Origin of the sequence: Paenibacillus sp. TAB_01 (assembly GCF_043945595.1) — a bacterium.
GTDB lineage: Bacteria > Bacillota > Bacilli > Paenibacillales > NBRC-103111 > Paenibacillus_S.
In genome coordinates this window covers 6,638,863-6,651,982 of the sequence record NZ_JBIFNP010000001.1, presented here as the reverse complement: position 1 = coordinate 6,651,982, position 13,120 = coordinate 6,638,863, and the positions used below count along the sequence as shown (strand labels likewise).

Annotated in this window: 12 protein-coding genes and 2 pseudogenes; 9 read left to right on the top strand and 5 right to left on the bottom strand. The window is 55.0% G+C overall.

All coding sequences use genetic code 11. From position 1 onward, the window contains the following. Positions 1-64: 64 nt before the first annotated feature. The 3 genes from ACHHV8_RS32440 to ACHHV8_RS32425 all read right to left on the bottom strand — a co-directional run bounded on the left by ACHHV8_RS32440 (position 65) and on the right by ACHHV8_RS32425 (position 3,200). Positions 65-1,519: a PEP-utilizing enzyme gene (locus tag ACHHV8_RS32440; protein ID WP_395163301.1), complete on the bottom strand. Its 1,455-nt coding sequence runs from the start codon at positions 1,517-1,519 to the stop codon at positions 65-67. A 27-nt stretch (positions 1,520-1,546) separates the two neighbouring features. Then, the gene (locus ACHHV8_RS36845; RefSeq protein WP_483874895.1) at positions 1,547-2,431 is read right to left on the bottom strand and encodes a PEP/pyruvate-binding domain-containing protein; all 885 of its coding nucleotides are present in this window, start codon (positions 2,429-2,431) and stop codon (positions 1,547-1,549) included. A gap of 145 nt (positions 2,432-2,576) precedes the next feature. Next, a complete protein-coding gene (locus ACHHV8_RS32425; protein WP_395163300.1) occupies positions 2,577-3,200 on the bottom strand; it encodes a TetR/AcrR family transcriptional regulator in 624 nt (207 codons plus the stop codon). A gap of 597 nt (positions 3,201-3,797) precedes the next feature. Here ACHHV8_RS32425 and ACHHV8_RS32420 point away from each other — a divergent pair. The 9 genes and pseudogenes from ACHHV8_RS32420 to ACHHV8_RS32380 all read left to right on the top strand — a co-directional run bounded on the left by ACHHV8_RS32420 (position 3,798) and on the right by ACHHV8_RS32380 (position 10,167). Further along, on the top strand, positions 3,798-4,229 hold the full coding sequence (locus tag ACHHV8_RS32420) for a DUF1641 domain-containing protein (RefSeq protein WP_395163299.1): 432 nt from the start codon (positions 3,798-3,800) through the stop codon (positions 4,227-4,229). Positions 4,230-4,265: 36 nt separating this feature from the next. Continuing rightward, complete coding sequence (locus ACHHV8_RS32415) at positions 4,266-5,444, top strand: NAD(P)/FAD-dependent oxidoreductase (protein WP_395163298.1); 1,179 nt, start codon at positions 4,266-4,268, stop codon at positions 5,442-5,444. Positions 5,445-5,638: 194 nt separating this feature from the next. After that, positions 5,639-6,130: a hypothetical protein gene (locus ACHHV8_RS32410; RefSeq protein ID WP_395163297.1), complete on the top strand. Its 492-nt coding sequence runs from the start codon at positions 5,639-5,641 to the stop codon at positions 6,128-6,130. Then, complete coding sequence (locus ACHHV8_RS32405) at positions 6,120-7,760, top strand: hypothetical protein (protein WP_395163296.1); 1,641 nt, start codon at positions 6,120-6,122, stop codon at positions 7,758-7,760. Before ACHHV8_RS32410 ends, ACHHV8_RS32405 begins: the two co-directional genes overlap by 11 nt. A 101-nt stretch (positions 7,761-7,861) precedes the next feature. Beyond that, positions 7,862-8,059: a hypothetical protein gene (locus ACHHV8_RS32400; RefSeq protein WP_395163295.1), complete on the top strand. Its 198-nt coding sequence runs from the start codon at positions 7,862-7,864 to the stop codon at positions 8,057-8,059. A gap of 102 nt (positions 8,060-8,161) precedes the next feature. Next, positions 8,162-8,602, top strand: a complete 441-nt coding sequence (locus ACHHV8_RS32395) for a hypothetical protein (RefSeq protein WP_395163294.1) — start codon at positions 8,162-8,164, stop codon at positions 8,600-8,602. Beyond that, positions 8,502-9,551, top strand: a pseudogene (locus ACHHV8_RS32390) (AAA family ATPase); the annotation flags it as partial. The gene ACHHV8_RS32395 and the pseudogene ACHHV8_RS32390, both read left to right, overlap by 101 nt. A 16-nt stretch (positions 9,552-9,567) precedes the next feature. Next, positions 9,568-9,732 (top strand): annotated as a pseudogene (locus ACHHV8_RS32385) (hypothetical protein); the annotation flags it as partial. 153 nt (positions 9,733-9,885) lie between these two features. Further along, on the top strand, positions 9,886-10,167 hold the full coding sequence (locus ACHHV8_RS32380) for a hypothetical protein (protein WP_395163711.1): 282 nt from the start codon (positions 9,886-9,888) through the stop codon (positions 10,165-10,167). A gap of 189 nt (positions 10,168-10,356) precedes the next feature. Here the strand turns inward: ACHHV8_RS32380 and ACHHV8_RS32375 are convergent, their stop codons facing one another. Together ACHHV8_RS32375 and ACHHV8_RS32370 are read right to left on the bottom strand one after the other, a co-directional pair. Continuing rightward, positions 10,357-12,309 carry an FtsX-like permease family protein gene (locus ACHHV8_RS32375; RefSeq protein ID WP_395163293.1) on the bottom strand — a complete coding sequence of 651 codons (1,953 nt, stop codon included), beginning with the start codon at positions 12,307-12,309 and terminating at the stop codon, positions 10,357-10,359. Continuing rightward, positions 12,284-13,054, bottom strand: coding sequence for an ABC transporter ATP-binding protein (locus ACHHV8_RS32370; RefSeq protein ID WP_395163292.1), 771 nt, complete (start codon positions 13,052-13,054; stop codon positions 12,284-12,286). The genes ACHHV8_RS32375 and ACHHV8_RS32370 overlap by 26 nt, the downstream gene beginning before the upstream one ends. Positions 13,055-13,120 lie beyond the last annotated feature (66 nt).

Here is a 13,120-nt window from a genome sequence, read left to right as displayed (position 1 = left end):
TCAACAAAAGCTCCAGCACCCCATTGAAATGCGGCGCTGGAGCTTTTTGGCATTGAAGTTCCCGTTATCCTCGGTTCACGAGGTACACCAAGCCCTGCCCGCCGTCAACGATGACGCGGTCGCCGGTCTTAAGCCTTGCCGTAGCGCTGCCGCAGCCGACCACGGCGGGGATGCCCAGCTCTCTGGCGACGATGGCCGCATGGGACAGCGGTGCCCCGATGTCGGTAATAATAGCGGCGGCACGGGGGAATAACGGCGTCCAGCCTACGTTGGTTGTGGACGCCACCAGAATTTCGCCTACCTGCAGCTCACCGCCCTCTTCGGGCCGGTACAGTACCCGCACGCTGCCTTCAACCCTGCCAGCGGCGCCGGCGAAGCCTTTCAGCGTCTCCGAGCGATCCGGCGGCGGAGCGGGCTGACCTGCATCGTAGTAATCGACCCGCCGGTGCGGATCGCCGGCCCACTGCTGCGCATCAAACCGGCCGCGGATCAGGGAAGGCAGGGGAGGGAGCGCTTGGTACTTCTCATGCGTCTCGCGCCGGGCCGGAACGTGCTTCAGAGCGCTCCGATCGCCGCCAAGCAGCTCCAGCAGCTCATCGATATAGAGGAAGTGGACAGCCTCTCCAATGCCGGTCAGTTTCCCGGCTTGGAGGGCGAAGGCGCGGTTGACCCGAAACGTGCGCGTCCACTCGGAGCGGACGGCTTCCCGCAGGCGCGCCGCTTCGGCAATCTTTTGCAGCTGCTTGCCGATTCGCTTCACTGTCTTCGCAGGCTGCCGGCGGTTCAGACGTTCCCGGGCTTCCTCGTACTGTTTGTTTTGCTTCTGCAGCAGCTCCTCCACGTTCACCCCGGAGGCCGCAAATTGCTCCATCTGCGCCGCAAGCCAGTCATTCGCTTCACCGGGATGGGGAAAGGACAGCTCGAATTCGTGCGGCCCGCGATGCCCGTAGCTTCGTTTATATTCCTCTTGGCCCATGTCACCTTTCATGACACATGAGATTCCGATTACCGGCCCGAGACTTTCCAGCACGGCATCCCCTCTAAGATTGGACAGGAGCGTATTGGCATCCTCTTGACCGGCGAGCCGGGTGAGCTCCTGATTCAGCTTATGGGCGATCACCATCCCGCGGCCGCCGGTCAGGGCAGCCCATAGCGCCGCGAAATTCAAGGGCAGCAGGGTATCGCGCCAGAGCAAAGCCAGCTCCGCGGCGGTATCGGTCTGCTGAATCCGCTGGGTCAATTCTGCGCATACTTCCGCATTTTCCGCCAGATGACGAGGAATGGCCCGGGCTGCCTTCCTCATTTTGCGCAGCCGGGTGAACACCAGCGGAATCATCGTGCGAAGGAGGCTCATCCGGGAAAACGGATAAACCGGCACCCGGACTCCTTCCGGCATATGCCCGAATACATCGCTCATACGTTGAATCAGAGGCGTCATTTCTTTGCCGAAGGCCGGATACAAGGAAAGGCCCAGACTGATATTGGTATAGGCGCGTCCGAAGATGTTGCCGGAGAACAATAATAGCCGGGCAGGACACTTTGTTCCTCATCCAGCTTCCGGATCATCGACCAACTGAGCGGTGTGAATACATCGGACATGGCCTCGCCTACGTTGGTGTTGGTTCACAGAAAATCGCCGTCGAGCGAATCGTTCCATTCGTACGTATCGAGATTTCCCGTTCGAAGGGTCGTCACGGGCCTTGCTTGCAAAATAAATAGTTTGCCGTCGGCTGCAGCCCACTCGATATCCTGCGGTTTTTTCAGCTCGCGTTCGAGTCTGGCGGCCAGAGCGTACAGCTTTTTGGCGAAAGGCTTGAGCTCCTCCTGGACCTGTGTATATTCCCTTAGGCCGTTCGAAGGAGAAGGGCTGCGCATCGGCCTCCCCGGAAACCAGACGTTCTCCTAAGCCGTGGACATAGTTGCCGGACATCCGCGCATGGCTTCCGGTAATGGGATCTGCCGTGAACAGGACACCTGCGAGTGCCGCGGGCACCATCAGCTGCACAACGACGGCGACCTGGTGAGCCTCTGTCATGCCTTGATGCCGGCTGTAGGCTTGCACCCTCTCGGATCGTCCGGAATGGCGTACAGCGGCAATCGCCTCCCGTACCTCTTCCTCTGTCCGTACGTTTAGTACGGATTCGAACTCCCCGGCGAATGAGGCGGCATCCGAATCCTCGCTTAATGCGGACGATCGGACCGCAACCGGTGCCGAGGGTTGATGCCTGCGCAAGGTGCGCAGCGATTCAGCCACGAGCTCCCAGGCTTCCGGAGCCAGCTCATCCTGCTGAAAGGCCGCAGGGAGGATGACGAAGCCGTCCGGCACCGGATAGCCTGCCTGAAGCATTCTAGCAAGCATGCCGCCTTTGCCGCCTGCGGAGGCTTGATGAGCCGACGTTACATCGCGAAAACGAATGACACAATGTTCCACATGGAACATCTCCTTTCAATTGACCTCTTTTGCAAAGCTGGCGAGGGATTCGACAGACCGGCCTCATGCAGAGCCGTCACATGACGCAAGGGAGGTATTCGTGCAGCAGAGTAAGGAGGCTTGCTCTGACTCAGCCGACGCTTGATCAGCGGTAAAAGCTTTTTTGCAGCAGGTCCAGATAGGTGTCGGTCTCCTCCAAAATTCGGGCATAATATGCTGCATCCATTATCGTCGACGGCGCTCTCAGCTTCTCGCGGTTCGACATTCCTTCCAGAGTCCACAAAATGATCTGCAGTGCCTTCGGAATATCGACGTCCGTTCTGAACAAGGAAGGATCGATTCCTTCCAGCAGGCGAGCCTGATGACTCGTTAATACCGCCTTGTTTTTGTGCTGCAGCTCATGCTTTAACTCGGGAGCGTCCTCCTGCAAGGCAGCCAGGGAAAAATCGAACATCTCGGGATACCTTTGAATAATGTCGACTTTCAGACGGGAACAATGCCTCAAGCGCGCAATAATATCGCGTTCGTTCCAATCGATTTTGTCAAAAAACTCGTGAATCAGCAGATTCAGCACATAGTCGTATACGTACAGGTACAAATCTTTCTTGTTATGGAAATAGTGAAAAAGCAGCCCTTTGGAAATGCCCGCCCTTGTCACAATTTCATTCGTAGAGGCGTTCTTAAAGCCCTTCTCGGCAAATTCCTTCATCACCGCATTCAAAATAAGCTCCTGCTTTTCCAGCTCAAGGCTTTGAAACTTCTCGAACATATGGTTCCTTCTTTCATGAGGACTTCAAATAAATTGACCACACTGGTCAAAACGAATTGTAGCATTGTTGACCAGCGTGGTCAATGGGCTGATGCTGTATTGTGCAGCGGCTGAGAAGTGGTCCGGGGGAGAAGGGAGGTTTGCATAACCGGACACGATCCGGCGATGGATCGGAAGCGTTTTTTTCATCCGGCGTCCTGGTTGTCTTCGAGATCATTTGCCTAAAAAATGCGGGTAAATTTATAAATTTCGGTATAATCTAGCATTAGACAGGCTGTTTCCTTGCATTCAGGAGAAAACCATCGATATTGCTTGCGAATACGGTAAAAATGGGTAAAAACAGAATAAAAAGAAGAGGAATACGAGTTTATCGATAAAATTTTTTTTGCAGTTATTGAAAAAAAGCTTTACAATAGATAAGTCAGTATTTAATTAGTGGAACGTTTATTACTTGTGACTTTATTGTGAATAAATTCACAAAGGTAGTGGAGCATGTTCAGCGTAAGTGTGTGGGATAATTGATAAAACAGGCTTACTGAATATTACTCTAACGGTAGCAAAACATGGATTCATTAAATCAAGGGAGGCCGTTTTCACATGTCCGAAACATTAACACAACAACCGGCTAGCGTTGAAGCCACTGCAGCGAAAGAGCTGGATGTGCTTGATCAGCTGATGAAGCCCGAAATTCAAAAGTCCCTGACGGATCTGGTAGAAAATTTACCGAAATTGACCGAGATGGTAACCGTATTGACCAAAGCATACGATCTGGCTCAAACCGTCGCAACGGATAAAGTGCTTATCGATGACATGAAGCATGGATTTGCCGAGTTTGTAAAACCAGTTCAGGACAAAGCCAAGGACATCGCTTCCGCAGCGATCGAAGCCAATGACCGCGCTCAAAAAGACAGCGCGACGATCGGTTTGTTCGGCTTGTTGAAATTGCTGAAGGATCCGCAAATGCAAAAAATGTTCCGTTTCACGCAGGCTTACCTTGATGTGATGTCGGAGCGCCAAAACCAACGTTAATTTCGAACGGATTGTTAAAATAAGAGGAGGATCATCATGGCAAAGCACATTTTGATTTTAGGCGGCGGCTACGGCGGTTTGTTGACTGCACTGACCGCACGTAAACATTTATCGGCTGCAGAAGCTTCAATCACGGTTGTAAACCGTATCCCTTCCCACCAAATCGTGACTGAGCTGCACCGTCTGGCTGCCGGCAACGTACACGAGAACAATGTTGCGCTTCCGCTGGAAAAGCTGCTGGGCGGCAAATCCATCGATCTTCGCATCGATTCGGTTGAGAACATTGCGGTAGATCAAAAGCAAGTGAAGCTGACAAGCGGCACGACATTGACTTATGATGTGCTGGTTATCGCACTCGGCAGCGACACGGCGTTCTTCGGCATCCCAGGCCTGGAAGAAAACAGCTTCACGCTGAAATCGGTTGATGATGCGAACCGTATCCGCGCTCACATCTCCGCTCGTCTTGATGCGTACAAGCAATCGAAGAACAAAGCGGACGCTACGATCGTTATCGGCGGCGGCGGCCTTTCCGGTATCGAGCTGATCGGCGAGCTGGTTGATACGCTTCCAGCCGTATGCCTTGAAAAAGGCGTGGATTTCAATGAAATCTCCCTGCACTGTGTAGAGGCAGGTCCTAACATTTTGACAGGCTTCTCGCCTGACATGATCGAACGCGCGCAAACCAGCTTGGAGAAACGCGGCGTTAACATCATTATCGGCGTTGCCGTTACGGAAGTGAAAGGCAACAACGTTATGCTGAAAGACGGCAGTTCGATTGAGAGCAACACGCTCGTATGGACAGGCGGCGTAACCGGCAACCCTGTTGTAGCGAACTCCGGCATCGAGGTTAACCGCGGCCGTGCAACCGTGCTTCCTTCCCTGCAATCCACGACACACCCTGACGTCTTCCTTGCAGGCGACAGCGCAGTCGTATTCGGACCGGAAGGCCGTCCTTATCCGCCAAGCGCGCAAATCGCATGGCAAATGGGCGAGACGGTCGGCTACAACCTGCTCGCTTACTTCAAGGAGCTGCCAATGAAAGAGTTCACGCCTGTGTTCTCCGGTACTTTGGCAAGCTTGGGACGTAAAGATGCGATCGGTACGATCGGCGCCAGCCAGCTGAAGCTGAAAGGCACTCCGGCTACATTGATGAAAGAAGCAAGTAACGTTCGTTACCTGACTCACATCAACGGCTTGTTCTCCCTTGTTTACTAATTCGAACGGCTAAATTATACAAATCCTCTCTTGAGAGGGAAGCTCCTGCAATGCGGGACCTTTCCTTTACGGAGGGGATTTTTTTGTTGGAAAAAGCAGGGATTCGTCTTCTGGTGTCGAATATTTCCTGAAATTCCTAGGTCTAGATTACTAGTTGATTCCTTTAAATAGAGTGGATTCGAGGAGGGACTCTTTTGCGAAGACCCATTATCACGACAGGCAGTAAGACGGATGTAAGGCTGTCAACGGAGCCAGTAACAAGAACGGGCGTGGAATTGACGGGGCTGGCTCTTGAGAAGCGCCTCAAGGTGAAGCGGTCCGCAGCTTACGTAGAGGCGATGACGAAGCTGGATGCGATGGGGGCGGTCTGCGATCACACCAAGGTGCAGGAGCTGATCCGCTCGATTCAGGGCGAATTCGCGGAGCTGAAGCCGCATCAATTTCTGATCGGTCTTGTCTCGAAATGCTATTTGGGCGCTCCATACGAGGTCCATACCTTGGATATGAGACAGGAAATCGTCGAGCATTATAAAGCAGGGCAGCCGCTGCCTTCCGGTATGGAGAAAGCAAGGGCGCTGGCAATGCATCCGAGCTATGCGTTTATCGAGGTTTATTCCGATGCGATATGCGCCGTTGCCGCGACCGGGTACGCAGCTTTTACAAGGGGGTCTGGCTATGTCCAATGAACGAGTCATTTCAACGGCCAATCTGAACTTTATTGAGAACAGCCTGAGCCAGCTGCGGGGGGAAGTCCAGTTCGTTTCGGGACAGATCGAGTCCGTAGGCCATGAGGTGCAGTCAGTGAGTCAGAAAGTATTGGATACACAAGCCAAAATCGACGCATTGACGCAGGATTTCCATGAATTTGTCAAGCGGGACCAGATGGCGAAGGATCTTCAGCTGGCCGAAACGAGAGTGGTGAAGATTCGGCAGGAGATCGAAACGAAGTTCGGTCATTACGGTGAAGTACGGCGGCGGGTAACGGGCATCTTGCAGGCTGTTGACGTACGGCTGGTCAAGAAAGAGACGATTGAGAATTCGACGGAAGAGCATATGCTTGCAGCACCCCGCTATTGGCTGGCGCCATGCTTGATCGCGTTAGCCGCCTGGCTGAACGACAATAAGGAGCTCGCGGACCGGGCGATGATGGAGGCGCTGCGGCGGGACGATGAGAAGACGTCGCTGTTTTTTGCCCTCGTGACCCGGAGAGGCTCCCGCTATAAAGCGAGCAGGGAATGGCTGGACCGTTATTTCGCCCTGCAGGATCCGCACGAGCTGGAGAGGGAAATCATCATCCTGATTGACGGGTTTACCAACGGTATTTTTCGGACCGAAGCCCGCGCGAAGTGCGGCAGGCATATCGAGGCCTGGATCGAGGAGCTGTCGCAAAAGGTCGGCTTTGTCGAGGAGCAGCACAAGCAGTGGAAGGATGCGCTGGAGGGTAAGCTGCAGCGGCTGAGCGGCGAGGCGTACCCTTATTTGAGAAAGTACAGCAGCACATGGACACAGCTGCAGCAGTCGCTGGAAGGAGCCAAGCTCCATGCTATCATCCATGATTATTTTCAAGATATATTCAGCAAGGAAGTGGTACCGGCCAAAGGGATCGCTGTCGCCGTCGATGCGCTGCTGGATACGCTCGTATCCAAATTCGACGATGAAGAGCTTCCGCTGCGCAGAGAAGAACGGCTGCAATCGTTAATTATTGAGGAGAACGGGGACCGCAATGCGGCGCAGAGCCGGTTTGGCGTAGAGAAGACGCTGGAGGAGAAGGTCAGCTTCACGCAGCTGTTAACCAACTTTGCCATGCATCCGGAAACCTCCCATGCCTCGCTGGTTACGCAAAAGTTTTCGATCGCCCTATCCAAAGACTGGATCCGACAAGCCCATGACGATATGACGGTAGACAATCGGGCAAAGGTGCCGCAGCAGATCGAGCTTCAGATCGACGGCTGGAAGGGGACGACGGAGCAGGGGGCGAATGAGCAGGAGCTCGTTGAATCGTTAACCCAGCATATTTACCGGCGCCGGGATGACGAACCTCGCTTGGGTCAAGCTGTCGCTGAAGCATTGGAGCGCACTGATCGGCGGACTTCTTTTGGCGGTTTTCGGATTTGGCGCACCGGTGTTATTCCTTTTTACAGCCGCAGGCATCTTTTATTTCTTTTATTCCAAAAGCCGGCTGGCCAAGCTCCGCCTGAAAATGATCGACGATTACGAGAAGCTGCTGCAAAGCTGCAAGGATATTTTGCGTGCGGTGCTGTCCGATGTTGTGGATTGGCGCCAGGAATACGCCGCGGAGGACGGGAAAGCAGCTAGCGTGACGGAGTTTCTGGAGAGCGTGGCTTCCGAGCAGTATACGTTCTCCAGCTTTGATACGGCGAGAAGTGTAATTCAATCTTAGGAGGCGATTTTGGCATATGGCTAATGAACAACAAGCCGCTCCGATGATTCTTCAGCGGGGCAAAGCGGTCGAAGCATCCAAACGTACCGAAGGAGAGCATGGCCTGGAGCTGCTGCAGCAGGTGAATAAGAACGAGGCGCTGGCCAGCCAGTTCCCCGAATGGGACCTGAAGCCCCCGGTACAGCTTATCCGCAGAAGGAGCACCAAGCTATGATGCGCGCTCCGGCCGCTTATGCAGATTGGGTGCAGTGCTTGGAAGCGTTGAAAGCCGGAGGGCAGGACGACGAGATGCTGCGAAGCATGGAGCAGGGATCTGTTGAATGCGACCGCCGGGGTAGCGGAGAAGCTGCCCCAGCGCATATCCGATGTGCTGGAGTTCCGGTTGAAGCAAGCTTCGCAGCAGATGAATACGGAGTTTACCCGGGCGAAGTCTCCGGACAGCGATGTCGTAAGAGCGCTGATGAATGCGCGGAGAAGATACGCGTTGATGAAACGGTTCGTATCGATCCCCGCCTTCCCGGAGCAGGTGCGGCGGACGATGTCCGAGGTGCTGCACGCTTACGTCAAAGACACGCAGGCCGCACTGGAGGAGAGTGCCAAGCACGACCGGACCGGCCACCTGCGCATGCTGATCAAGAACAATTCGCTGATGGGGTATGAGCAGGTCGAGACGATTGTTGAACCGGCTCCGCCGGCATTTATTTCGAGCCCTGCCCCTGCAGGCACAAATTCGAGAAGAAGAAGGGTTATATTGTAATATGAGCGATTTCAAGAGCTGCTTGGAGACATTGGAACGTTACTTAAAAGCGCGTATTCCGTTTATTTCGATCCGCACCTCGGAGCGCGCGCGGGCGCTGGAAGCGCTTGGACAGATTGCCCATAAGCTGAATATCCCTATCTTTTATCATACGATATCGCAGGGGACGCGGGACATTACCTCCAACCGTCTGACGAACGATGACCGATCCGTCATGGGGGGCCTGGATTTTGCGAGCCAGAAAATCGGGCAGCAGCAAAATCTGTCCTTCATCTTCACGGAGGTTCAGGACATCGAGGACGATACGCCGACGGCAAGGCAGTTTCAGGATGTCGTGATGCTGGCTACGGAGACGGGCGGCAGCGTCATCGCCATTACGAACAAGCCGGTATGGGGCCCGCTGCAAAGGCACGGCATGTCCGTCACACTGGCGCCGCCCAGCGAGGACGAGATGCTGCAAATCATTCAGAATCAGCTGAATCCGTACCGAAGCGATATCCCCATTGAGTGGGGACCTGAGGAGGAAAAGAAGGCAGCCGCGATTCTGGCCGGCATCAGTCAAATTGAGGGAGAGAACGTGATCGCGACCTTGCTCGCGAACGGCTCGATCCGCAATGAAGATTTGAAGGAGCTGATGTATGCCAAGGACCGGATATTCGCCGACATTTCCGGCATCGAGCGCGTGCAGGTGCGGGAGGACTACCAAATCGGCGGCCTGGAAGGGTTGAAAATGTGGCTGGGCGCCAACGAGAAGCTGCTTACGGCCGACCTGAGAGACCGCGGAATTCGTCCGCCGCGCGGCATCCTGCTGGTGGGCGTTCCGGGCTGCGGGAAGTCGCTGTCGGCCAAAGCAATCGCTGCCGCATGGAATTTGCCGCTGTACCGGCTCGATCTGTCGACCATTCAGGGGCAGTACCTGGGGCAGAGCGAAGCGCGGCTGAAGGAAGCCTTATCTACAGCCGATCATGTGGCTCCGTGCGTGCTCTGGATTGACGAGATCGAGAAGGGCCTCGCAGGCGCCCTGGGCAGCGGAGACGGAGGGCACCTCGACCCGGATGGTCGGCCAATTCCTGTTCTGGCTTCAGGAGAGCATGGCCCGGGTGTTTGTCGTCGCTACGGCGAACGACGTCTCCAAGCTTCCGCCGGAGCTGCTCCGCCGCGGGCGCTTCGACGAATTGTTCTTCGTCGATCTGCCGACGCCGAAGGAGCGGGAAGATATTATCCGCATCTATGTGAAGAAGGGATTGAAGCGGGAGCTGGGCTCGCCGCTGATGGAGCGGCTGGTGCGGCTATCCGAAGGCTTCGCGGGAGCGGATCTTGAAGCGGCCGTCCGCGACGTCGTCAAGCAGGCCGTCGTCAAGGGAGACGAGTCGATCACCGACGAGACCTTCCTCCGCTTCTTCGAAAATGTCGTTCCTCTCTCGCAGACGAGCCCGGAGCAGATCGACCAGATCCGCAACTGGGGCCGGGAGCGGGCCGTTCCTGCCGGGAAGGCCTTTGAGGAGCAGGCAGCCGAGGAAGAAGGCTTCCAGCGGAAGAAGGGCTTTAGAAACGTGCTGGTATAACGCAGGACAAACAACAAAAAGGTGGTTGGGCAGCGATAACGAGCTGCTTAACCACCTATTTTGTTAACCGATTTTCAAGACACGGCCGGCATCCGGCAAATTCATGTTCTTCCCATGCGCAAGCACAGGGTTGTAGATGCAAATAATTAACCATAGGTTAATTATTTCGCGGAATATAGCGGGTCGCCGCTATACCATAACTTTCTTCAAATGAAGAATATACCGCGAGCGGACGAGCAGGAAGTAGACGATTTGCGCGGCAGCGAAGAAGGCGGAGGCCGTCAGCACCGGCGCATATTCGGGCGTCAGGCCCATGCCTTGCAGAATGGGCCGAAGCACTACGACGGTCTGAATCGTCGACACGATCGTCGGGATAAAGAACAGCAGCGCGATCTGGACCGTAGCCGCATGCTTCATTTCGCGGATGCTCATGCCGGTTTTGGAAAGCATGTGATACATCGTGCTGTCCTGGTTCAAATCCGTATGCAGCTTGAAATACAGGAAGCTGGCCGATGAGATCGAGAAGATGGCGGCAATAAAGACGCCGATAAAGCTGAACAGCGAGGTCGCCTGCTTTAGGTTCAAATAGTCCTGCGCCCGGGAGGACAAGTAATTTTCCGTCTGCTTTTGTTTCTCGCTGTCCCGGTTCCACTGGGCCAGCTTGGCGCCGATGCGAAGCTCGGGGTCATCCTTAGTGAGCGTCCGGTCCGCCGGCCACTCCGGAACGACATACATGATTTTGGTCGTCATCCGGCGGTTATCCTGCTTGCTTGCCAGCGCCCCCTTCATCGCCCGGAACGTGTCGTCCGACACGATCAGCAGCGTGTTGAGCCCGTTGGCATACGGCAGCTTATCGGTCTGAAGGATGCCGGCAACCTTCAGGCTTGTGCCCGTTTGCTTGAAGGTGAAGCGGGTGCCCTCGGACAAGCTGCCGCGGATAGGCTCCGAAGGGTTGACCAGCAGCGCGGTATCGGTGCCGGAGCCGAGAGCATCCGGCTTGGGCAGATTCAACAGCGCAGCCATCTGTTCATAGCTGCTTCTGGACAGCGTCTCGGGGTAAAAGCTCTCGATCCCCTCGATCTGGCCTGCCAGCGACTCGGTCTGCAGCTTGGTAAACGCAACGCCTGCCGCACGCAGTTCGTTGTCGATCTCCTGTAGGTCGCGGTCGTTATATTGTTCATTGTAGCTGTAATATTTGAAGGCAAACGGGTTGGAGCTGAATACCCGGGTGTTCTGAACATCCAGCGACAGCACGAAGCCGACGCTCATGCATGCCACGGAGGTCACGACCGTGACCATGAACAGCATCCGGGCGTTATCCTTGATTTTGTAGGCCATCTCGGCAATCCAGATCAGCCGCGTTTTCCGCCATGTCATCCTCCGGCCGCGCTTCAACAAGCGGATAGCCAGCACGGAAAGCTGGGTATAGAAAAAATACGTTCCTGTAATCCCCGTTACAGCGGCGATCAGTAGAACAAGGGGAGACAGCGCGCCCCATTGGAGCGAAAGCAGCCCGGTAGTCAGCAGAGCGACACAGATTAGCGAAATGCCGATGGATGCCTTCGGCTCCGGCTTTGCTTTGCTGCTGCCCTTGAGCAGCTCGATTACGCGGTGGCTGCGGATGAAGAGCAGGGTACATAAGGAAATGAGGATAAAGAGCAGCAGGAACGCGCCTGCGGTCAGCAAAGCCGGAAAGAGGGGCCAATAGAATTGGAGGTCCTCAATCCCGACAATTTTGGTGCTTAAGAGCAGGAACAGCTTGGACAGCACCAGTCCGCTGAATATGCCGACGACGATGGAGGCGGTGCCGATCAGCATATTTTCCGCAATAATGAGCCGGTTAACCTGTCCGTTCGTGGCCCCGAGCATTGTCAGAATGCCGAGCTCCCGGTTGCGGGCTTTCAGGAAGACGCTGATCGAGTAAAAGACGAACAGGAAAGAAAAGATGAAGATGACATATTCCGCGAACTGCATGCCGGTGCGGGTCATCTTGCCCATCGGCGTCTGCGTAATTTCCGGATGATAAATAAATACCGCGTACGTAAAAAAGATCATCACCATAAAAGCGCTGCTTACAAAATAGGCAAAATACGAGCGGCCGTTGCGCCGCACATTGTTAAACGCGAATTGAGGAAAGTTCATGCGCATTCCCTCCCCAATAGGACAGCATGTCGATAATTTTCTGGAAAAAAGCCTGGCGGCTCTCCCCGCGGTAAATTTCACTTGCGAGCTTGCCGTCCTTAATAAAGACGACCCGGTTGCAGTAGCTTGCCGAGAGCGGGTCGTGCGTCACCAGCATAATCGTCGTGCCGTCGCGGCCGTTGATATCCTCAAGCGTCTCCATCACGACGCGGGAGGCGTTCGAGTCGAGCGCGCCGGTAGGCTCATCGGCCAGCAGGATGGCGGGGGAGGTGATGATGGCGCGCCCGATCGCCGTGCGCTGGCGCTGTCCTCCTGAAATTTCATACACCCGTTTATCCAAAATTTCCGCAATGCCGAGCCGGTCTGAGACCTGCTTTAGCTTTGCTTCCATGTCCCGCAGCGGCTTCTTGTCGAGCGTCAGCGGCAGCACGATATTTTCCGCGACCGTCAGCGTATCGAGCAGGTTAAAATCCTGGAATACGAAGCCGAGCTGACGCCGCCGGAAGACGGCCAGCTCCTGCTTTTTCAGCGCATACGGGTTCTGCCCGTTGATGATCACCTCGCCCGAGCTGGGGGCGTCGATGGTCGATACCATGTTGAGCAGGGTCGTTTTGCCGCTGCCGGAGGGGCCCATAATGCCGACGAATTCCCCCTGCTGTATGTTCAAATGAATATCCGTCAAAGCATTCGTGACGACTTTGCCGGCGTATACCTTGTTAACCCCTTTTACCTTCAGCATGTCCATTCGGTTCACTCCTTGCTTTCATTCTGCGAAGCACCGCCTTTTGCGGCAGCGCTTGCGGCTAAGCTA